The 21,403-nt window shown below is 42.6% G+C and carries 17 protein-coding genes; 15 read left to right on the top strand and 2 right to left on the bottom strand.

What is annotated here, in order from left to right; genetic code table 11:
- The 3 genes from brpA to recA all read left to right on the top strand — a co-directional run bounded on the left by brpA (nt 1) and on the right by recA (nt 3,573).
- The gene (gene brpA / locus MK409_RS05710) at nt 1-1,041 is read left to right on the top strand and encodes a biofilm formation/cell division transcriptional regulator BrpA (RefSeq protein ID WP_049505416.1); all 1,041 of its coding nucleotides are present in this window, start codon (nt 1-3) and stop codon (nt 1,039-1,041) included.
- A 72-nt stretch (nt 1,042-1,113) separates the two neighbouring features.
- On the top strand, nt 1,114-2,382 hold the full coding sequence (locus tag MK409_RS05705; RefSeq protein WP_268705638.1) for a competence/damage-inducible protein A: 1,269 nt from the start codon (nt 1,114-1,116) through the stop codon (nt 2,380-2,382).
- 42 nt (nt 2,383-2,424) lie between these two features.
- On the top strand, nt 2,425-3,573 hold the full coding sequence (gene recA / locus MK409_RS05700; RefSeq protein WP_268705637.1) for a recombinase RecA: 1,149 nt from the start codon (nt 2,425-2,427) through the stop codon (nt 3,571-3,573).
- Between the two features lie 49 nt (nt 3,574-3,622).
- Here the strand turns inward: recA and MK409_RS05695 are convergent, their stop codons facing one another.
- Nucleotides 3,623-4,177, bottom strand: coding sequence for a GNAT family N-acetyltransferase (locus MK409_RS05695; RefSeq protein WP_268705636.1), 555 nt, complete (start codon nt 4,175-4,177; stop codon nt 3,623-3,625).
- A gap of 100 nt (nt 4,178-4,277) precedes the next feature.
- Between MK409_RS05695 and MK409_RS05690 the strand changes: the two genes are divergently transcribed.
- Entirely contained in the window at nt 4,278-5,648 is a 1,371-nt protein-coding gene (locus tag MK409_RS05690; RefSeq protein WP_268705635.1) for an MATE family efflux transporter, read from the top strand.
- A gap of 96 nt (nt 5,649-5,744) precedes the next feature.
- The gene (locus MK409_RS05685; protein WP_125827836.1) at nt 5,745-6,461 is read left to right on the top strand and encodes a YebC/PmpR family DNA-binding transcriptional regulator; all 717 of its coding nucleotides are present in this window, start codon (nt 5,745-5,747) and stop codon (nt 6,459-6,461) included.
- 47 nt (nt 6,462-6,508) lie between these two features.
- Here the strand turns inward: MK409_RS05685 and MK409_RS05680 are convergent, their stop codons facing one another.
- Nucleotides 6,509-7,213: a DUF308 domain-containing protein gene (locus MK409_RS05680; protein WP_268705634.1), complete on the bottom strand. Its 705-nt coding sequence runs from the start codon at nt 7,211-7,213 to the stop codon at nt 6,509-6,511.
- Nucleotides 7,214-7,403: 190 nt separating this feature from the next.
- Here MK409_RS05680 and MK409_RS05675 point away from each other — a divergent pair, with 190 nt between their 5' ends.
- The 10 genes from MK409_RS05675 to MK409_RS05630 form a co-directional block, all read left to right on the top strand.
- On the top strand, nt 7,404-7,865 hold the full coding sequence (locus tag MK409_RS05675) for a MarR family winged helix-turn-helix transcriptional regulator (protein ID WP_268705633.1): 462 nt from the start codon (nt 7,404-7,406) through the stop codon (nt 7,863-7,865).
- Nucleotides 7,849-9,618 (top strand): ABC transporter ATP-binding protein, encoded by a 1,770-nt coding sequence (locus MK409_RS05670; RefSeq protein WP_268705632.1) that lies wholly within the window; start codon nt 7,849-7,851, stop codon nt 9,616-9,618. Before MK409_RS05675 ends, MK409_RS05670 begins: the two co-directional genes overlap by 17 nt.
- Complete coding sequence (locus MK409_RS05665) at nt 9,608-11,368, top strand: ABC transporter ATP-binding protein (RefSeq protein WP_268705631.1); 1,761 nt, start codon at nt 9,608-9,610, stop codon at nt 11,366-11,368. Before MK409_RS05670 ends, MK409_RS05665 begins: the two co-directional genes overlap by 11 nt.
- 94 nt (nt 11,369-11,462) lie before the next feature.
- Nucleotides 11,463-11,966: a phosphatase PAP2 family protein gene (locus MK409_RS05660; RefSeq protein WP_268705630.1), complete on the top strand. Its 504-nt coding sequence runs from the start codon at nt 11,463-11,465 to the stop codon at nt 11,964-11,966.
- Nucleotides 11,967-12,079: 113 nt separating this feature from the next.
- Nucleotides 12,080-12,526, top strand: coding sequence for a LytTR family DNA-binding domain-containing protein (locus MK409_RS05655; protein WP_000776591.1), 447 nt, complete (start codon nt 12,080-12,082; stop codon nt 12,524-12,526).
- Between the two features lie 5 nt (nt 12,527-12,531).
- On the top strand, nt 12,532-13,206 hold the full coding sequence (locus MK409_RS05650; RefSeq protein WP_084941115.1) for a LiaF transmembrane domain-containing protein: 675 nt from the start codon (nt 12,532-12,534) through the stop codon (nt 13,204-13,206).
- Nucleotides 13,207-13,310: 104 nt separating this feature from the next.
- Nucleotides 13,311-13,499, top strand: a complete 189-nt coding sequence (rpmB, locus tag MK409_RS05645; RefSeq protein ID WP_001140948.1) for a 50S ribosomal protein L28 — start codon at nt 13,311-13,313, stop codon at nt 13,497-13,499.
- Nucleotides 13,500-13,651: 152 nt separating this feature from the next.
- The gene (locus MK409_RS05640; protein WP_000216434.1) at nt 13,652-14,017 is read left to right on the top strand and encodes an Asp23/Gls24 family envelope stress response protein; all 366 of its coding nucleotides are present in this window, start codon (nt 13,652-13,654) and stop codon (nt 14,015-14,017) included.
- A gap of 2 nt (nt 14,018-14,019) precedes the next feature.
- Nucleotides 14,020-15,687 carry a DAK2 domain-containing protein gene (locus MK409_RS05635; protein ID WP_268705629.1) on the top strand — a complete coding sequence of 556 codons (1,668 nt, stop codon included), beginning with the start codon at nt 14,020-14,022 and terminating at the stop codon, nt 15,685-15,687.
- 176 nt (nt 15,688-15,863) lie between these two features.
- On the top strand, nt 15,864-21,403 hold a 5,540-nt coding region (locus MK409_RS05630), incomplete at its 3' end, for a YSIRK-type signal peptide-containing protein (protein WP_268705628.1).

Here is a 21,403-nt window from a genome sequence, read left to right as displayed (position 1 = left end):
ATGATCAAAAAATTAATTGGAATGGTGCTAGCTTTTCTAGCAGTAACAGTTGTAGGTGTAGCGGTTTATGGTTACACCATTTTCCAACAAGGGACAGCAACCTTGAGTGAAAAGACTTATAAAAAGATTGGTGAAGAAACCAACGTTATCGAGGCGACTGAGCCTCTGACCATCCTCTTGATGGGGGTAGATACGGGAAATGTGGAACGTACAGATCCATGGGTGGGGAATAGTGATTCCATGATTCTCCTGACCGTCAATCCGAAGACCAAGAAAACCACTATGATGAGTCTGGAACGGGATATTTTAACCAAGATTGACCTTGGAGACGGCCAAGTTCAGGAAGCCAAACTCAATGCTGCCTATGCCAATGGCGGTGCGGAACTGGCGATTTCTACTATTCAAAAGATGATGAATATCCATATAGACCGCTATGTCATGGTCAATATGCAAGGTCTTCAACAATTGGTGGATGCAGTTGGGGGAATCACCGTCAACAATACACTTGGTTTCCCGATTTCGATTGCTGACCAAGAAGAGTTTAATAAGATTTCCATTGGTGTTGGAGAACAAACCTTGAATGGAGAGGAAGCCCTGGTTTATTCACGGATGCGTTACCAAGACCCTGAAGGAGATTACGGTCGTCAAAAACGTCAACGGGAAGTTATTCAAAAAATCGTTGAGAAAGTTTTGAGCCTAAACAGTGTGAGCCACTATCAAGGCATCCTCAAAGCATTGAGCAACAATATGCAGACCAACGTCGACCTTTCAGCCAAGAGCATTCCACAATTGCTCGGCTATCAAGATTCCTTCAAGAATATTGAAACCCATCAATTGCGTGGAGAAGATGCTGAGTTGCAGGGGATTTCTTATCAAATTGTCACCTCAGAACATATGCTCGAAATGCAAAATCTTTTACGTCGTTCACTAGGTAAAGAGGAAGTGACTGAGTTGGAAACCAATGTTGTTCTTTACGAGACGGCATTTGGTCGACCTGCGCCTTCATCAAGTACTAGTGCTTCAAGCGAAGAAACAGAATAAAAAAAGATTAAATCGTGGGAAACTTCCTGCGATTTTTTCAAAAAGAATCCGAATAGATAGGTAGGAGGAAAAATGAAAGCAGAAATTATTGCTGTAGGAACGGAAATTTTGACAGGGCAGATTGTCAATACCAACGCCCAGTTCTTATCAGAAAAGCTAGCAGAAATTGGAGTAGATGTTTATTTCCAAACAGCTGTCGGAGATAATGAAGCGCGCCTGATGTCCTTGCTAGAAATTGCGAGTTTGCGTAGCAATCTTGTGATTTTGACAGGAGGCTTGGGACCAACTGAGGATGATTTGACCAAACAAACGTTGGCAAAATTTTTGGGAAAAGCCTTGGTGTTTGATACTCAAGCCCAGGAAAAACTCGATCACTTTTTTGCTCAAAGACCAGACTATGCGCGAACCCCCAATAATGAGAGGCAGGCTCAAATTGTAGAAGGGGCAACTCCACTGCCAAATGAAACAGGTTTAGCAGTCGGAGGGGTGTCGGAAGTGGATGGCGTGACCTACGTGGTCCTTCCAGGACCACCAAGTGAGTTGAAACCCATGGTCTTAAATCAACTCTTACCCAAGTTAATGACTGGTACCAAGTTATACTCACGAGTGCTCCGTTTCTTTGGAATTGGGGAGAGTCAGTTGGTGACCATTTTGGCGGATTTGATTGACCATCAAACCGATCCAACCTTGGCGCCGTATGCCAAGACGGGAGAAGTGACCTTGCGCTTGTCTACAAAAGCAGTTAGTCAAGAAAAGGCTGATCAAGCACTAGACATCCTAGAAAGTCAAATCTTGAGTCGCCAAACTTTCGAGGGAATTTCTCTACGAGACATCTGTTATGGATATGGGGAAGAAACCAGCCTCGCAAGTGTCGTAGTAGAAGGGCTAAAGGAGAGACAGAAAAGCATTACTGCAGCAGAAAGCTTGACGGCAGGCCTCTTTCAGGCTACTTTAGCAGACTTTTCGGGCGTTTCAGCAATCTTTAATGGCGGTTTTGTCACTTACAGCCTAGAAGAAAAGTCTAAGATGTTGGATATTTCCGAGCAAGAGCTAAAAGAACACGGGGTCGTTTCTGAGTTTACGGCTCGAAAAATGGCAGAGCAGGCACGGATCAAGACTCAGTCTGACTACGGAGTTAGTTTGACGGGTGTGGCAGGGCCAGATAGCCTAGAGGGGCATCCAGCTGGTACAGTTTTTATTGGACTGGCTCATGCAAAAGGGACAGAGGTGATCAAGGCCAATATCGCAGGACGGAGCCGAGCAGATGTTCGACATATTGCGGTCATGCATGCCTTTAACCTAGTTCGCAAGGCTTTATTAAGTGACCAAATTTTGGTATAATGAAAGATAGGTCTAAGAACCAGTAGAATATAGGAGAACAAAATGGCGAAAAAACCAACAAAAAAATTAGATGAAATCGGAAAAAAATTTGGAGCTGATCGTGAAAAAGCCTTGAACGATGCTCTTAAATTGATTGAGAAAGACTTTGGTAAAGGCTCAATCATGCGCTTGGGCGAGCGTGCAGAGCAAAAAGTTCAAGTGATGAGTTCAGGTTCATTGGCTCTAGACATTGCTCTTGGTTCAGGTGGTTATCCTAAGGGACGTATCATCGAAATCTATGGACCAGAATCATCTGGTAAAACAACAGTTGCCCTTCACGCTGTTGCGCAAGCTCAAAAAGAAGGCGGTATCGCTGCCTTTATCGATGCGGAACACGCACTTGATCCAGCCTATGCAGCAGCACTTGGTGTGAATATTGACGAATTGCTCTTATCACAACCAGACTCAGGTGAGCAAGGTCTTGAAATTGCAGGGAAATTGATTGACTCAGGTGCAGTTGACCTAGTCGTTATCGACTCAGTTGCGGCCCTTGTGCCTCGTGCAGAAATCGATGGAGATATCGGAGACAGCCACGTAGGTCTTCAAGCTCGTATGATGAGCCAGGCCATGCGTAAACTCGGAGCTTCTATCAATAAGACCAAAACAATTGCTATCTTTATCAACCAATTGCGTGAAAAAGTTGGGGTCATGTTTGGAAACCCAGAAACAACTCCAGGTGGACGTGCTCTGAAATTTTATGCTTCAGTGCGTTTGGATGTTCGTGGAAGTACACAGATTAAGGGAACTGGTGACCAAAAAGACACCAATGTCGGTAAGGAAACCAAGATCAAGGTCGTGAAAAACAAGGTGGCTCCACCATTTAAGGAAGCCTTTGTTGAAATCATGTACGGAGAAGGGATTTCTAAGACTGGTGAGCTCTTGAAAATCGCAAGTGATCTCGATATTATCCAAAAAGCAGGAGCATGGTACTCTTACAAGGGTGAAAAAATCGGACAAGGATCTGAAAATGCTAAGAAATACTTGGCAGATCATCCAGAAATCTTTGACGCCATTGACCATCAAGTCCGTGTTCAATATGGCTTGATTGAAGATGAAGAAGCCTCTGATCATAGTCCAGTAGCGGATGCAACTTCTAACCAAGAAGTAACGCTTGACCTTGGCGATGATCTTGGAATCGAAATTGAAGAATAAAAATAAAAGTAGCAGATTTTCTGCTACTTTTTTATCTAACTCAAACGAACTAATGATCACTAAAGCGTCTGTATTCGATATGAAAGTCAAAGTAATGTTCATCTTGCAACTTCTGGAAGATGTCACGATAGGCTTCTTCGTCAAAGTGATCGCCACGATAGAGGATTTCAAAACTCAAACCATCGTACTCAAGGAAAGCGTTGGCTGTTTTAAAGTCATTTTGTCGATAGAAGTCCATTCTAGCCTTCCTTTGTTCCAGGTTATCGCATTCTTCATCTAATCGCTCGACTTCCAGCAACATGGTTCGCTGGTAAAAATCAGTCAGCTTTTCGATGATTTCCTTCCCATAACCGTGGCTTCTCAGGTGGGGCATGATGGCAAAAAAGCTGATATAAAAGGCTTTTTGATTGGAGATGGCAAAAGCAAATCCAACAAACTCTTCTTGGTTATAAAAGGCGAAGAAGTGGGCGTCATCTCGATCCTGATAGCGTAAAAACTCAGACAGTGGGACTCGTTCTTCCTCGGGGAAGGCTTCATTGTTGAGCTTTTCAACCTTATCAAGATCTGGAAATGCATCGGTTATTAATTGACTGGTCAAACTCATAAATGACCTCCTTTTCTTGATTATAGCAAATTGTCTCTCGGTAGGCGATTGATTTCAAGCAATCCTTGTCGCTCCTCTAGAAAGCTGATATAATAGGCTTATGAATAAGAAAAGAAAAGTGGATTTGGTCAATGGTCCAATCCTTCCTTCGCTGTTAAGCTTTGCCTTTCCCATCTTGCTGTCTAATATCTTTCAACAGCTTTATAATACAGCTGACGTATTGATTGTTGGGCGATTTCTTGGCCAAGAATCCTTGGCAGCAGTAGGAGCAACAACGGCCATTTTTGACTTGATTATAGGCTTTACGCTTGGTGTTGGAAATGGCATGGGGATTGTCATTGCTCGCTATTATGGGGCTCGTAATTTCACCAAAATCAAGGAAGCGGTTGCTGCAACCTGGATTTTAGGAGGGCTTTTGAGTATTTTTGTTATGTTGATGGGCTTTGTCGGTCTGTACCCACTCTTGCAATATTTAGATACCCCTGCAGAAATCCTTCCCCAATCCTATCAATATATTTCCATGATTGTGACCTGTGTCGGAGTCAGCTTCGCTTATAATCTTTTTGCAGGCTTGTTGCGGTCTATTGGTGACAGTCTGGCTGCGCTTGGTTTTCTGATTTTCTCTGCTCTGGTTAATGTGGTTCTCGATCTCTATTTTATTACGCAACTGCAACTGGGTGTTCAATCTGCGGGACTTGCGACTATTATCTCACAAGGGTTATCAGCGGTTCTTTGCTTTTATTATATCCGCAAAAGCGTTCCAGAACTCTTGCCACAGTTTAAACATTTCAAATGGGACAAGAGCTTGTATGCGGATCTCTTGGAGCAAGGTTTAGCTATGGGCTTGATGAGTTCGATTGTGTCTATTGGTAGTGTGATTTTACAGTCTTCTGTCAATACTTTTGGAGCCGTGATTATAAGTGCGCAAACAGCGGCGCGACGCATTATGGCCTTTGCTCTGCTTCCCATGACGGCCGTTTCTTCTGCCATGACGACCTTTGCCTCTCAGAATCTCGGTGCGAAACGACCAGACCGCATTGTTCAAGGTCTTCGAATCGGCAGTCGACTGAGCATGTCTTGGGCAGGTTTTGTCTGTATCTTTCTCTTTTTTGCTAGTCCGACCTTGGTTTCCTTCTTGGCCAGTTCAACAGATACTGACTTGGTAGAAAATGGTAGTCTCTACCTGCAAATCAGTTCAGTCTTTTATCCGATTTTGAGCCTTTTGCTGATTTATCGCAATTGTTTGCAGGGCTTGGGGCAAAAAATCTTACCACTTGTTTCCAGTTTTATCGAATTAATCGGCAAAATCGTTTTTGTGGTCTTGATTATCCCTTGGGCGGGCTATAGGGGAGTCATCCTCTGTGAACCACTTATCTGGGTTGCCATGACCACCCAACTGTACTTTTCACTTTTCTGCCATCCCCTGATAAAAGAAGGCAAGGCAATCTTGGTAGCCAAAGGACAATCCTAGTTGGATTTAAGAAAGAAAATCCATTTCCTCTAGTGAAAATCAGATGGACTTGTGTTATAATAAGAAAGATTAAAATGTGAAAAAAGGAGATTCCTAATGGGACGTAAATGGGCTAATATCGTAGCCAAGAAAACGGCTAAAGATGGAGCTAACTCTAAAGTATATGCAAAATTTGGTGTAGAAATCTATGTAGCAGCTAAAAAAGGTGATCCGGATCCAGAATCAAACACTGCTTTGAAATTCGTTATCGACCGTGCTAAACAAGCCCAAGTGCCAAAACACGTTATCGATAAAGCGATTGATAAAGCAAAAGGAAACACAGACGAAACCTTTACAGAAGGACGTTACGAAGGATTTGGACCAAATGGTTCTATGCTGATCGTGGACACCTTGACGTCAAACGTCAACCGTACCGCGGCCAATGTCCGTGCAGCCTTTGGTAAGAACGGTGGAAACATGGGTGCTTCTGGTTCAGTTTCTTACCTCTTTGACAACAAGGGTGTGATCGTATTTGCTGGTGAAGATGCGGATGCTATCTTTGAACTCTTGCTTGAAGCTGATGTGGATGTGGATGATGTCGAAGCAGAAGATGGAACAATCACTGTTTACACAGCTCCAACTGACCTTCACAAGGCTATCGTTGCCCTTCGTGAGTCAGGTATCCAAGAATTCCAAGTTACCGAATTGGAAATGATTCCTCAGTCAGAAGTGGAATTGTCAGGCGATGACCTTGAAACCTTTGAAAAACTATACAGCGTCCTTGAAGATGACGAAGATGTACAAAAGATCTATACCAATGTAGATGGATTCTAATATAAAAAGCGAACAGACCTACTAGCTGTTCGCTTTTTATATGGAACTTAGACTCTGCTTTCAGAATCATTTTGTTGCTTGCTTTTTCCTAGACCTAGACCGACTGCATGTTTTTGGACGAGCAAGAGTCGCCCATTGTCATCTTTTGCAAAAGTTAGGGTAACCGTCTTAATTTTGTCACCAATGGAGATATAGGTGACTTTTCTCGTATTGTAACCCCCAATAGTGGAGTCAAACTCGGAGTCTGGCAGTCCGTGTTTTTTGATAATATCCTTGTAGTTGGTGCCACCTTTTCCTTTGTTGTCAAGGTCACCTTCGATTAAGTCGTCAAACTCTTTTTGGGTCCAAGTGAAGGAATCCTCTTCCTCCTCTTCAGGGATGAAATCACTGCTATCATCTGTCAAGTCGCTTTCTTCTTCGCGTTCCATTGAGGCACTGGCCTCTCTGTAGGAGCGGTTAAATTCCTTGGCAAAATCTTTGTAGATATTAGCGTACAGTACCTGGGTTGTAAAGAATAGTACGATAGAAGCAATTGACAGAGCTGTTCCGATAATGGCCATTGTTTTTCGTTTTTTGAGGTTGACGATAAGGCCGATAATCCCTAGGATAAATGCGACGATGGCGATGAAAAACGATAGATAGTTAATAAACGGGATCCAGGATCCTAAAAGTGCGATGGCTCCAAAAATGGTTGCTAAGATTCCTAAAACTCTTTGTTCTTCTGGTTTCATTTGAAAGTTCTCTCCCTTCATCGAATGAATGGATTTCTATCCACAGTAGTTAGTGCTTATTATAGAGAAAATATCTGCTAATGTCAATTCTGACCAGGATAGTTCTCGTAGAAACTTTTTTCTTGACATCTTTTCTGAAAATGATAAAATAGTTCTCATGAAAACTTAATTGTTCTCAAGAGAACTATTTTTTATTTGGGAGGAAGCAGATATGGATAAACCAATTTTGGTCTTTAAACGTTTTGGGCATCAGGTTCACCTCATGGTGCAAAAGGAAGCCAAGCGATGTGGTATTGAATTTATGGGTGGACCGCAAGGGCAGGTTCTGCGTTTTTTAGATCATTGTGAACAAAAAGAGGAACTGGTCCTGATTAAGGATATCGAGCAGGAACTCAATATTACCAAATCTGTTGCGAGTAATCTAGTCAAGCGCATGGTACAAAATGGTTTGGTGGAGTTGGAGACGAGTCCAAGTGATAAACGGGCGAAATTTGTTCATTTGACCGAAAAATCACGCTCTCAAATAAATCAAATCAAATCATTCTTTGATCGAATTGACCGTAGTTTACTTGAAGGCATTTCCGAAGAGAATCTCGCAATCTTTGAAGAAGTCCTTGATAAACTGCAAGCAAATGTAGAAAAAATAGGGGGAAATGATGAAAAAACTCGCTAAGCGTATTACAGGAAAAGAATGGGTCATGATTCTCCTGACTGTTCTTTTTACCTGTTTCTCGGTCTATCTCGAGTTAGAAGTGCCGACTTATATTTCAGAAATTACAGCATTACTTGGAACACCAGGTACGGAGTTGGGAGAGCTTTGGTCACCAGCCCTTAAGATGATGGGCTTGTCACTTTTGGCCTTTCTAACATCCGTAACAGTGGGATTTTTTGCGGCTCGTGTTGCAGCCTCCTATACGGCTCATCTACGTAGAGATGTTTTTCATCGTGTTTTGGATTTTTCGCAGACAGAGATCAAACGTTTTTCTATTCCTAGTCTCTTGACTCGAACAACCAATGATATCACTCAGATTCAGATGCTCTTTACTATGGGACTCCAGGTAGTCACTCGTGGGCCAATCATGGCCATCTGGGCTATTGGGAAAATCCTTGGCAAGTCTGAATACTGGCTCTGGGCAGTAGTGGTTGCTGTTATCGTCAATGTTTTGATGACCACTGTTCTCATGACTCTGGCCTTTCCAAAACAATCTGTCATCCAGAAGTTGACAGATAAACTCAATAGCATCACCCGTGAAAGTCTGACAGGGATTCGAGTTGTTCGTGCCTATAATGCTGAGGATTACCAAGACAAGAAATTCGAAGAAGCCAATGATGAGGTGACTCGACTCAATCTCTTTGTCAACCGTTTGATGGCCATTATGAATCCCATTATGATGGGGATTTCGAGTGGCTTGAGTTTAGCTATTTACTGGATTGGAGCCTATATCATCAACGATGCTAGCTTGGCAGAACGTCTGCCTCTTTTTAGCGATATGGTGGTCTTCATGTCCTATGCCATGCAAGTCGTAATGGGCTTCTTGCTCATGGGTGCTCTCTTTATCGTCCTTCCTCGTACCTTGGTTTCTGCAGGGCGTATCAATCAAGTATTGGATCTGCATCCTTCTATTGGAAATCCTAGTCATCCACAGGCGGCAGTTCCTTCAGTTCAGGGACAAGTGGAATTCCGTGATGTAACCTTCCGCTACTCTCAAAACTCAGAAGCAGTTGTGGAACATGTTACTTTCAAAGCCGAAGCAGGGCAAACAATTGCTTTTATTGGTTCAACTGGATCTGGGAAATCGACACTTGTTAATCTCTTACCTCGTTTTTATGATGTCTCAGCTGGTCAAATCTTAGTTGACGGTGTCAATGTGCAAGATTACGACTTGGAAGATTTGCGCAATAAAGTCGGCTATATCCCTCAAAAAGCTGTGCTCTTTTCTGGAGATGTTAAGGGAAACTTAGACTTTGGTCAGAGTCAAGAAAGTCCTCTAAGCGAAGCTGCTATGTGGCAAGCTTTGGAATTGGCTCAATCTAAGAACTTTATCGAGGATAAGGAAGCAGGCCTGGCTTCAGAAGTGGCCCAAGGTGGGACCAACTTCTCAGGAGGTCAAGGACAACGTTTGGCCATTGCACGCGCATTGGCTCGGAAGCCTGAAATTCTCATTTTTGATGATTCCTTCTCGGCCTTGGACTACAAGACAGACCGGATCTTACGCCAAGAACTTGCTGAAAAAACACAATCCATGACCAAGCTCATCGTAGCGCAACGCATCTCAACCATCATGGATGCTGACCTAATCATGGTTTTGGATCAAGGTAAAGTCGTGGGACAAGGCACCCACAAGGAACTTCTAGCTACCAATGAAGTTTACCAAGAAATTGCCTACTCACAACTATCGAAGGAGGAATTGGAACATGGAAAATAAAAAAGTGTCGGTCTGGAAACAGTGCAAACCTTATATGGCAGGCCTCCAACTCCCTCTCCTAATAGCAGTTGTGGCTGCAGTCATTTCAAGTATCATTACCGTTTATGGGCCAACTAAGATTAAAGAAATTACTAACTTGATTTCAGATGGTTTGGCTACAGAAATCGACTTGGTAGCTGTGTCAAGTATTGCTAGCTTTTTGGTTATCCTTTATGTGCTTGGTATTATCCTTAACTATACACAAGCCTACATTTTTTCAACTAGTATCCAACATTTTTCACAACGTTTGCGGAAGGCTATCGCGGAAAAAATCAATCGCTTGCCTCTAGGCTATTTTGACCGTCATTCTCAAGGGGACACCCTTTCGCGCGTGACCAATGATGTGGATACAGCAGCTCAGTCTCTTAACCAAAGTCTAGGGACAGTTCTTTCAGCTAGTTTCTTGTTGATTGCTGTTTTGATTACCATGTTTGGGATGAACTGGATTTTGGCACTGGTAACCGTCGTCTCAACTCTTATCGGTTTCGTTTTCGTGTCCGTCTTTATGGGCAAGTCACAGGGCTTTTTTAAGAGTCAGCAACAGGATTTGGCAGCCGTCAATGGCTATGTGGAAGAAATGTACTCTGGCCATAATGTGGTGACCAGTTACAATGCTATCGAGAGCACTAAAGAAGAATTTGCGAAATTAAATCATCGCCTATATGACAGTATCTGGAAATCTCAGTTTATTTCAGGAATTATGATGCCAATCATGATATTCATTGGAAACTTTAGCTACGTCTTGGTGATTATCGTTGGTGCAGCCTTAGCATTGAATGGGCACATCAGTATCGGGATTATCGTTGCCTTTATGGCTTACGTGCGTATCTTTTCTCAACCCCTTTCTCAAATTGCCCAAGGAATTACCAGTCTTCAACAGGCTAGTGCAGCTATGGGACGTGTCTTCGAATTTCTAGATGAAGAGGAAATGGCAGATGAATCTCATAAGGAAAGACAATTAACCAACATGAAAGGTGAAGTGGTCTTTGATCAGGTGTCATTTGGCTATACACCAGAACGCACCATCATCCATGACTTCTCTGCGACAGCTCATGCTGGTCAAAAGGTTGCCATTGTTGGACCGACTGGGGCTGGTAAGACAACCATTGTCAATCTTTTGATGAAATTTTATGAGATTGATAAGGGAAGTATTCGCATTGATGGTGTGGATACCAAGGCTATGACGCGTTTAGAAGTGCATGATGCCTTTTCAATGGTCTTGCAGGACACATGGCTCTTTGAAGGAACCATTCGAGACAATCTCGTCTATAATCAGACAGACATCAGTGATGAACGAATGATAGAAGCCAGCAAGGCTGTGGGAATCCACCACTTTATCATGACTTTGCCAGATGGCTACGATACTGTTTTGGATGACACCGTGACCTTGTCTGTTGGACAGAAACAGCTCTTGACCATTGCTCGTGCCTTGCTCAAGGACGCGCCACTCTTGATTTTGGATGAAGCGACATCCTCAGTCGACACACGTACAGAGGAGTTGATTCAAAAAGCCATGGACCGTTTGATGGAGGGTCGAACTTCCTTTGTCATCGCCCATCGCTTGTCTACTATCCGAAATGCCGACTTGATTCTTGTCATGAAAGATGGGAATATCATCGAGCAAGGCAATCACGAGGAACTGATGGTGCAAGGTGGCTTCTACGCTGACTTGTACAATAGTCAATTTACAGAAGACGAAGCAGAAGAATAAATTAAAAGAAGGCTTGACGGCCTTCTTTTTCTACACTATACTAGAAGACAAACGTCTCACCTGTAGGCAAAAAAATAATGAATGAGAAAAATAAATGAAAAATTATCAAGAATGGTATCGAAATATCAGCTCCAGACTAACTAGTCGTCCAATTCTTCTATTCCTATTACGCAGTTTCAATCGTTTGATGACAGTCGCCATGTCCCTGGTCTATCTGATCTTGCTAGTCACTACTTACCTGCAACTAGGATTGGGTCAGCAAGTTGGGGTTTATGTGCTTATTCCTGCATCAGGTTTTGTGATTTTGTCTCTTTTTCGTAAGAAAATCAACCACCCACGACCTTATGAAACTTGGGACATCAGTCCTCTGCTTGACAAGGACAGTTCGGGACAGTCGATGCCCAGTCGCCATGTTTTTTCGGCAACTATCATCTCCATGGCCTGTCTGCATGCTAGTCTACCTGTTGGCTTAACATGCTTGCTCTTCTCAGCATTGCTGGGCTTGGTGAGGGTTTTAGGGGGTGTTCATTATCCCAAGGATGTCTTGGTTGGCTATGCTTATGGTCTGGTGTGGGGCTTCATTTTCTTCCTATTCTGACATGTAAGTTAAGTTAGTCCTACAACCACTTACTGCTTCAAATTGACCACTTGCTTTTTTGCCCTTGTATTCCTAACTTAGCTTTGATATAGTAGAGTCAGAAAGGAGATGTGATGAAGTTACGAATTGAGATTGACGGCAATTTAGAGGAGACTGAAATTGTCATCAAGACCCCCACTTTGACAGATGAAATTGCAGATTTGCAACGACTTTTGCAAGAGTCAAAGGCTCCGAGGTTGACTTTTTACAAGGGGACAGGTGAATATTATCTAGACCTGTCAGAAATTCTCTTCTTTGAAACAGAAGGGAGCAAGATCTACGCTCATAACCAGAAGGAAGCCTATGAAGTTCGTCTCAAACTTTATGAGTTGGAGTCAATCTTACCTCGCTATTTCAGTCGAGTGTCCAAGTCAACGATCGCAAACATCCGTCAGATTTACTCAGTGGACAAGTCCTTTTCAGGAACGGGCACCATTTCCTTTTATCAGACGCACAAGGAGGTTCATGTCTCACGACATTACCAATCCCTCCTAAAAGAAAATCTAAGAAACATGAGGTGAAAAACATGAAAAAGAAAGCATTTGGTATTGTTTTATTGGTTTTAGCAGCTTGGATCTTGCTGCAAGGGAATTTTGGAATTCCTTCTTTGGATGGTAAAATATGGCCTTTGATTGGTATTGCCTTTTTTGCTTACCAATCAGTTGAAGCTTTGCTTCGTCGTCATCTAACATCAGCAGTTTTTACTGCTCTAGTAGCCTTAATGATTGCGAATCATTTTTATAACATTTTTCCTATTCCAAACCAGTCTTTGTTTTGGGCTAGTATATTAGCAGTGCTAGGTGTTGGTTATCTGACGCATTCAAGTAAGTTTTGGTATGGCAAAAAATGGTGGTACAACGGTGAACGAACAGTCATCACAGATAAGGAAGTCGCTTTTGGTAGCGGGACCTTCTATAAGCAAGATCAAGATCTCGTAGATGACCAAGTGGAAGTCGCTTTTGGGGATGCTAAAATCTACTATGATAATGCAGAGATGCTAGGTGATTTTGCAACTTTAAATATTGAAGTGGCCTTCGGGAATGCAACCGTCTATGTTCCACAACACTGGCGTGTCGATCTGAAAGTAGAAACCTCCTTTGGTGCAGCTAAGGCAGATGCTCCTGTAGCGCCAACAAACAAAACCTTGATTATCCGTGGGGAAGTCGCTTTTGGTAAACTTGGAGTTGTTTACGTTAAATAAAAAAATAGTTTAGGCCCTTGATAAATTCAAGAAAGTGTGATAACATAGTACGGTATGTGGTGCTAGCACATCCGCTATATTAGATCTAATAGGAGGAAAACACAATGGCTAAAGTATGTTACTTTACAGGTCGTAAGACTGTATCAGGAAACAACCGTTCACACGCGATGAACCAAACAAAACGTGCCGTAAAACCAAACCTTCAAAAAGTTACTGTTCTTATCGATGGTAAACCTAAAAAAGTTTGGGCTTCAGCTCGTGCTTTGAAATCAGGTAAAGTTGAACGCGTTTAATAAAAATGAAAAGACCGCTTAGGTCTTTTTCTTTTGCTCTAAGGATAAAACCATTTGAAAAATAGAGTAAATATACGCAGATACAGCATTCTGCTTTTACACTTGGGCTGAAATATGATAAAATAGAGTATCAACTAGTTGAGGTAAAAAAAATGACTGTAAAAATTAATACAAAAGATGGTCAAATCGAACTGACAGATGAAGTGATTGCAACCGTAGTAGGTGGTGCCGCAACTGAGATTTTTGGTGTGGTCGGTATGGCTAGTAAAAATGCCCTCAAAGACAATTTCCAAGCCCTTCTTGGTAAGGAAAATTATTCTAAGGGTGTTGTTATAAAAGCAGCCGAAGATGGTAGCATTGCAGTTGATGTTTATACCGTATTGAGCTACGGAGTAAAGATAAGCGAAGTGTCAAAAAACATTCAAGAGCGTGTTCGTTTTAGTTTAGAAAATCAACTAGGAATTACTGCTCAGACTGTGAATGTCTACATTCAAAATATCAAAGTTGTAGGAGAATAATCGTGTCAAAAATTACTACCAGTTTATTCCAAGAGATGGTGCAGGCTGCATCAACTCGTTTGAATAAGCAAGCAGAATATGTCAATTCATTAAACGTCTTTCCAGTTCCAGATGGAGATACTGGGACAAACATGGGAATGACCATTGAGAATGGTGCGAAAGAAGTAGCAGACAAGCCTGCTTCTACAGTTGGAGAAGTAGCGAGCATTCTTGCCAAAGGGCTCTTGATGGGTGCGCGTGGGAACTCAGGGGTTATCACTTCTCAGCTCTTCCGTGGCTTCTCTCAGGCTATCAAGGAAAAAGATGAATTAACAGGTCAAGACTTGGCTCTTGCCTTCCAATCCGGTGTCGAAGTAGCTTATAAAGCAGTTATGAAACCAGTTGAAGGAACCATTTTGACTGTTTCTCGTGGAGCGGCTATTGGGGCTAAGAAAAAAGCCGAGGAGACAGATGATGCTGTTGAGGTCATGCGTGCAGCCTTGGAAGGCGCAAAAGCAGCTTTGGCTAAGACACCAGAAATGCTTCCAGTCCTTAAGGAAGTTGGTGTGGTAGACTCAGGTGGTCAAGGTTTGGTCTTCATCTACGAAGGATTCCTTTCAGCTCTTACTGGTGAATACAGTGCTTCTGAAGACTTTGTAGCGACTCCTGCAAACATGAGTGAAATGATTAATGCAGAGCACCACAAGTCTGTAGCAGGTCATGTGGCAACTGAGGATATTACCTTCGGTTACTGTACAGAGATCATGGTAGCTCTCAAACAAGGTCCAACTTATTCTAAGGACTTTGACTACGATGAATTCCGTAACTACTTGAATGACTTAGGTGACTCTCTGCTTGTTGTCAACGATGATGAGATCGTCAAAGTTCATGTCCATACAGAAGATCCAGGTCTTGTCATGCAAGAAGGTCTCAAATATGGTAGCTTGATCAAGGTAAAAGTGGACAACATGCGTAACCAACACGAAGCGCAAGTTGAAAAAGAAGCAACTCAAGGAAACAAGCCTGCTGAAACAAAAGAGTATGCCCTTATCGCAGTAGTAGCTGGTCAAGGTTTAGCAGATATCTTCCGTGCCCAAGGTGTGGATTATGTTATCGAAGGTGGTCAGACAATGAACCCTTCAACAGAAGACTTTATCAAGGCTGTTGAACAGGTCAATGCTCGCAACATTATCTTCTTGCCAAACAACAAAAATATCTTTATGGCAGCTCAGTCTGCGGCTGAAGTGCTTGAACAACCTGCTGTTGTGGTAGAAGCACGTACAATTCCTCAAGGATTGACCAGTCTTCTTGCCTTTGACCCAAGCAAATCAATCGAAGAAAACAAAGAACGCATGACTGCAGCCCTTGGTGATGTCGTAAGCGGTAGTGTAACAACAGCCGTTCGTGATACAACTATCGATGGATTAGCAATTCATGAAAATGACAATCTTGGTATGGTAGATGGGAAAATCCTCGTGTCAAATCCTGACATGCACCAAACCTTGACAGAAACATTGAAACATATGTTGGACGAAGATAGTGAAATCGTGACTTTCTATGTCGGAGAAGACGGAAGCGAAGAACTTGCCAATGAAATTGCCCAAGAAATCGCAGAAGAATTTGAAGATGTTGAAGTAGAGATTCACCAAGGTCAACAACCCGTATATCCATATCTTTTCAGTGTGGAATAATGGTGAAAATGGAATGAAAACAACAGAAGGAAGCTGGTTTTTCAGCTTCCTTTTTCTATGCAAATGGAGTTATAAAGAAATTTATGTAGAAATGAACATTCTATTGGAAATTCTATTTACTATAAGTTATAATGATAAAGCTGTTATGTTAGATTAAGTATGAATATAAAGGAGAAATGATGAAGAAAAAATTTTTTAATCAATCTTTTTCCCGCTTTTCGATTAGAAAGTTAAGTGTTGGGACCTGTTCGGTATTGCTAGGAACCTTTATGGTGATAGCTACTTCACCAGTGCAAGCAGATGAAGCTCAAGTCAACAATAAGGAACAACAAACGCAGGCGGAAATTCAACAGAAGGAAAAAAGTGCTGAGAATGGACAGGAAGTCATTTCTGAACCTCAAAAAGAGGTAACACAGAACGAAGCAGTTAAGGACCAGAAGGATAAAACTGAACCGTCCAAAACAGAAGTATCTGCACCAGTTGCTCAGAGCCAACCAGTTTCTCAAGTTGACAATACGAAGGAAGCGAGTCAGCCTTCTTTAGATGAGGAGAAAAAGCAATCTCTAGAATCAACTCAAACTGAGCAGAAAAGCAAGGAAGAAAGCAGTTCTAGCGGACAAACTTCTTCTAGACGCAAGAGATCGCTAGATGAAGTCAATGCTGCATTTCAAGCTCATTCGCCAATTAAGGATATCCATGCGGTAGATAGTGTCCGTGAATCCTTGACCTTTAGTATTACTGGACACGAAGTAGACTATTCTAGTGGGTATATCAAAATTCATTTCCAAAATGGGAAAGCTATTAAATTGACCCCTTCTCCAGTCGGTGGTGTAAAGTTCAGTCAAGAAAAAACGAATGGGGACCTTGATTTAAAGATAGAACCTACAAATCTGAGAGGTGGGGCAAACTATAACTTCGTCTATACTTTTCAGATAGATCCTTTGACTCAGAACTGGGGAGGTGCTGTCCAAGCCATTGGACCAGACCACAAGGTGACCGCAACTGCTAAGCTCTATGACAAAAATGGCAATGTCCTCAAAGAACTTGGAAGTATTGAACACACATGGAAGGTCTTAGAAAACGGTGTAGGTGGTCTGACACCAATGTCTAACAATCAGGTCATTGGCTACGATCGAAATAATGATGGTATCGTTGACGATGATTCGTCGGTTGTGTCCTACTATCTATTTAACGGTGCGAAAGATCCTAAGAATAATACGGCAAGAAATGATTACTTCAACTATGGAAATGGTGTCTTTGATGGTCGTATGATCAATGGTATGGGTATTAGTGATGTCGGAGGGCATATCATTGATCCTGTCACTTCTTATACTTATAATATAGAGTTAAAAGAAGGTTATGAATTGACAGATGAAGCCAAAGCTCTAGGATGGACTGCCGATGCGACGGGTTACCATCTGACCATTAACAGAGCTAACAATCCGCTTCAAGATATTAATAACAATAAAAATAAGCTCATTCCAATTTCTTTCAAGTTAAAGAATGCCAAAGTAGCAGATATCAATAGAAAAGCGCAAAACTTTACTGTGACGGGTATCTATACAAAAGCAGATGGGACTAGCTATCAAAATACGGCCGTTCTGCCTTATGCTCTCTTTGTTCAAAAAACAGACCAGCCAGAGTCTTCTCTCTTTGAATATAGACACTATAATCAGTCTGACTCGGAGATAATTCGTTCTTATGGTGAAACAGAATACCGTTCTAATGTTCGACTTTCATCAGTCGCAGAGGTTGAAAAAGATTATCCTATCAATGACTACACGGTCACCCATAAAATACAGGATCCACGAGAGTCTTATCGGGAAGTCAATGCGATTGAGGATCGTTATTGGAATGAATTTTTCTCCTCACCGGATGCATCTGTAGAAGTATACAATAAAGCTACAGGTGAGTTATTAGGGACTTTTAATAGTAACACCCGTAGTCTACGATTGACGGAAGAGCAAGATGTGAAGGAACTGGAGTACAAGTTTAAAAATATCAAGATGAGGAAGTCCTCAACCAATGATACTTCGGCATTTTTTTTCCAGACAAAAACACGTTTTAATAATTGGGAAAGTCTCTATAAAGATTCGACGATTAGTAAGTTGGATTCTAGAACGGATTTCACTTTTAAGAATACTGGAAACACTGTTTCCTTCTCTCAAACTGCCTCAGCCGAATTGACGCGTGTTATCCAGCAAATTTCAATGGTTGGACGCCGTCGGACAGATGTCTTTAATCGACACACAGATGCTTCTGGTTTTAAAGAAGATTTTATCACAAGGACTGCGGGTAAAGACACCCCTACTCAGAACTTCGCAAACTTGACGGGAGTTTACCATTTAGCCTATTTGGCTGACCCTCAATTAAACTTTAGTGGGAATCCTAATTTTAAGGTCTATTATAATTACAAAGATACTGGGAAAACTCTCTACTATGCCCAAGTGAAGGGAACCCCAGACTCCCCTATGCCCCCAACGCTTTTGAAGTTGGAAAACAAGACAATTCCAAATGGGACCTATACCTATAAAGCAATTGCTTTCTGGGATGAAGAACTTCCTGACGTTCAAGCTCAAAATGGTTATGATCTAGGTGAATTGGATGGTATTACCGTTACTTCGAAAAATTCGACCTCTCATGACTTCAATGTGATCGTACAGGCTTCAGAAGCGAGCGGTGTCTACTCTGAAGTGAAAAGAGCGACAGATCAGCACTTTGCTTATAATACCCAAGAGCACTATCCTGGCGATGAGATTGATTTCAGAGTGACCTATAAAAACGCAGCGAAACAGCCTGTTTCAGACGTTTATGTTTTGTCATCCTTGCCGATGAAAGGTGATAAACAGCTAGAATCCAGAAATCGTGGCTCTGAATTTACAGTGAGTTTGACAAAAGCTCTAACACCACCTTCAGGCTGGGAAGTTCAATATAGTCGTACTGCGGGCAATGCTGCAGAAATTAATGCTTCACAATGGCTCACTGCAGAACAGGTATCGGATTGGTCGGAGATTCGTGCAGTTCGTTGGCATTCGACAGCTCCTGTTGTTGCTGGAAATAGGGTTCAGTTTAATATTGATGGAGCAGTTATCGGGAAAGATACTGCCCCAGGTGCTACGGCTTATCTTTCTTCGGCCATGGCAAATGGCAGTTCCAAGTATACAGAGTCCAATAATGTTTCTATCCAAATGTCCACCAAACTGTCATCTGCAAGCTTCACCTTTGTGGATGTAAATGATCCGTCTAAGGAAGTGCAACTAGGACAGGTAGACACAGTTGTAGGCAAACCCAACGGACCAATTTCTTATGACCCTGCTCGTCGAATTAAGGAATTAGAAGATGCAGGATATGAACTGATCAGTAACGATTTTATAGATCATACCTTTGGTGACTCGGCTAGTCCAAAACAATTCAAGTTTCAGTTTAGACACAAGGTTATAGAAGCAATCGAAACTGTCCGTGGGACTCGCGAAATTAACTATGAGTATTACAGAAAAGCAAAAAATCCTGATTTATCGCTTCTTCCTCCAAAACATATTGAGACTCATTCGTTTACTCGAACTAAGAGAATTGACCAGGTTTTGGCAAAACTGCATCCAAATGATGCGACAGCAGGTGTAACTTACTCAGCCTGGTCTGCAGACCAAACTTGGTCTCAGGTGATTTCCCCTGAAATTCCTGGCTATTATCCAGGTGAAGATATTGACGCAAATACAATGTCGGGAGATGAGGCTCTTGATCAATATTCGATTAGTGCGATAAATCCGAGCGATGAAGATTTGGAAAAAGAATTCTCTTGGGATAGGTTGGTGTATTATGTTCCCCTTCCAGTTGTCCCTTCAGCAAGCGAAGCGAAATCTAAAGGCCTTCAAGGGCAGAAGCAGCTAGCAACGATTCGGTTTGATGAGGATAGAGCAAGCGAGAGCGAGGTTCACTTTACAAAAGGGACAACAACCATTAATGGAGCAAAGAAATCCGTCGAACTAGTCCAAAGTAGTGTCTTTCTTTATGATGAGAATGGGCAGAAGGTAACTTCGCTAACCATTGCCGACCAAGGGACGTACGATTTAGATCTTGTAAATAAAACAATTGTCTTTACTCCACTAAAAACCTTCTATGGTCCGGCAACTCCAGTTCAAGTTGGAGTGGTGGATAAAAATGGAGAGTCGGCTGTCACGACCTATACCCCAGTTGTTGAGAAGGTGACACCAACAGGTTCAGGTGATAAGACAGAGGGTCTGCAAGGTCAGGTTCAAGAAGGTAAAGTGACCTTCACCCCAGGTCATGACTCGGTTCCATTCCCAGCTGATTCGACTCCACTATTTGACAATGGTACAACTGTGAAAGAAGTGCCAAATGTTGGTACGTTCAAAGTGAACGCAGACGGTAAGGTGACCTTCACACCAGACAAACAGTTCAAGGGTGAAACACCAGAACTTGAATTGACTCGTGTGGATGCCAACGGCACTCCTGTTACAGTCAAGTACCAAGCGGTGGTGAAAGAAGTGGTTCCAACCAGCACTAACGCAACAAGCACAGGCCCTCAGGGTGTTCCACAAACAGGCACTCCAACCTTCACAGAAGGTAATCCATTGGTTCCAATTGATGAAACAAAACCAATGACTTTCGAAGATGGACAGTCAACGAAAACCGTTTCAGGTGTAGGTGAATACAGCATCAATCCAGATGGCTCTATTACCTTTACGCCAGAAAAACAATATGTTGGTACAGCAGATCCAGTCACAGTCAAACGTGTAGATAAGAATGGCACCCCAGTCACTGCGACCTATACCCCAACAGTGACTAAGGTAACACCAACCAGCACTAACGCAACGAGCACAGGTCCTCAGGGTGTTCCACAAACCGGCACCCCAACCTTCCAAGGTGGCGATCCACTGGTTCCAATCGATGAAATAGTTGAGCCAACCTTCGAAGATGGAAGCAAAGAGAAGACGATTCCGGGTCAAGGAACCTACACGATTGCACCAGATGGAACTGTAACCTTCACTCCAGACAAGCAGTTTGTCGGGAACCCAGCTCCAGTTAATGTCAAACGCGTAGATAAGAACGGTACCCCAGTCACTGCGACTTACAGTCCAGAGTTTACTAAGGTGACTCCAACTGGTACGGGAGATAAGACAGAGGGGCTTCAAGGTCAGGTCCAAGAAGGCAAAGTGACCTTCACTCCAGGCCATGACTTGGTTCCATTCCCAGCTGAATCAACTCCACTATTTGACAATGGTAGAGCTGTGAAGGAAGTGCCAAATGTTGGTAAGTTCGAAGTGGACGCAGACGGCAAGGTGTCCTTCACGCCAGATAAGCAGTTCAAGGGTGAAACACCAGAGCTTGAATTGACTCGTGTGGACGCCAACGGAACTCCAGTTACCGTTAAGTACCAAGCGGTGGTGAAAGAAGTCAATCCTACAGGAACGAACGCAACCAGCACAGGTCCTCAGGGTGTTCCACAAACTGGTACTCCAAGCTTCCAAGGTGGCGACCCACTTGTTCCAATTGATGAAACAGTTGAACCAACTTTCGAAGATGGCAGCAAAGAGAAGACGATTCCGGGTCAAGGAACTTACACGATTGCCCCAGATGGCACAGTGACCTTCACTCCGGACAAACAGTTTGTCGGCAAGCCAGATCCAATAACGGTTAAACGTGTGGATAAGAACGGTACCCCAGTCACTGCGACTTACAGCCCAGAGTTTACGAA

Source organism: Streptococcus oralis (assembly GCF_026782375.1).
GTDB classification, from domain to species: Bacteria; Bacillota; Bacilli; order Lactobacillales; family Streptococcaceae; genus Streptococcus; species Streptococcus oralis_CL.
The sequence above is the reverse complement of the archived record's forward strand: the minus strand, read 5'-3'. Positions and strand labels throughout refer to the sequence as shown.

Coding starts and splice junctions, on each gene's coding strand:
- brpA (WP_049505416.1), top strand. CDS start 1: ATGATCAAAAAATTAATTGGAATGGTGCTAGCTTTTCTAGCAGTAACA.
- MK409_RS05705 (WP_268705638.1), top strand. CDS start 1,114: ATGAAAGCAGAAATTATTGCTGTAGGAACGGAAATTTTGACAGGGCAG.
- recA (WP_268705637.1), top strand. CDS start 2,425: ATGGCGAAAAAACCAACAAAAAAATTAGATGAAATCGGAAAAAAATTT.
- MK409_RS05695 (WP_268705636.1), bottom strand. CDS start 4,177: ATGAGTTTGACCAGTCAATTAATAACCGATGCATTTCCAGATCTTGAT.
- MK409_RS05690 (WP_268705635.1), top strand. CDS start 4,278: ATGAATAAGAAAAGAAAAGTGGATTTGGTCAATGGTCCAATCCTTCCT.
- MK409_RS05685 (WP_125827836.1), top strand. CDS start 5,745: ATGGGACGTAAATGGGCTAATATCGTAGCCAAGAAAACGGCTAAAGAT.
- MK409_RS05680 (WP_268705634.1), bottom strand. CDS start 7,213: ATGAAGGGAGAGAACTTTCAAATGAAACCAGAAGAACAAAGAGTTTTA.
- MK409_RS05675 (WP_268705633.1), top strand. CDS start 7,404: ATGGATAAACCAATTTTGGTCTTTAAACGTTTTGGGCATCAGGTTCAC.
- MK409_RS05670 (WP_268705632.1), top strand. CDS start 7,849: ATGAAAAAACTCGCTAAGCGTATTACAGGAAAAGAATGGGTCATGATT.
- MK409_RS05665 (WP_268705631.1), top strand. CDS start 9,608: ATGGAAAATAAAAAAGTGTCGGTCTGGAAACAGTGCAAACCTTATATG.
- MK409_RS05660 (WP_268705630.1), top strand. CDS start 11,463: ATGAAAAATTATCAAGAATGGTATCGAAATATCAGCTCCAGACTAACT.
- MK409_RS05655 (WP_000776591.1), top strand. CDS start 12,080: ATGAAGTTACGAATTGAGATTGACGGCAATTTAGAGGAGACTGAAATT.
- MK409_RS05650 (WP_084941115.1), top strand. CDS start 12,532: ATGAAAAAGAAAGCATTTGGTATTGTTTTATTGGTTTTAGCAGCTTGG.
- rpmB (WP_001140948.1), top strand. CDS start 13,311: ATGGCTAAAGTATGTTACTTTACAGGTCGTAAGACTGTATCAGGAAAC.
- MK409_RS05640 (WP_000216434.1), top strand. CDS start 13,652: ATGACTGTAAAAATTAATACAAAAGATGGTCAAATCGAACTGACAGAT.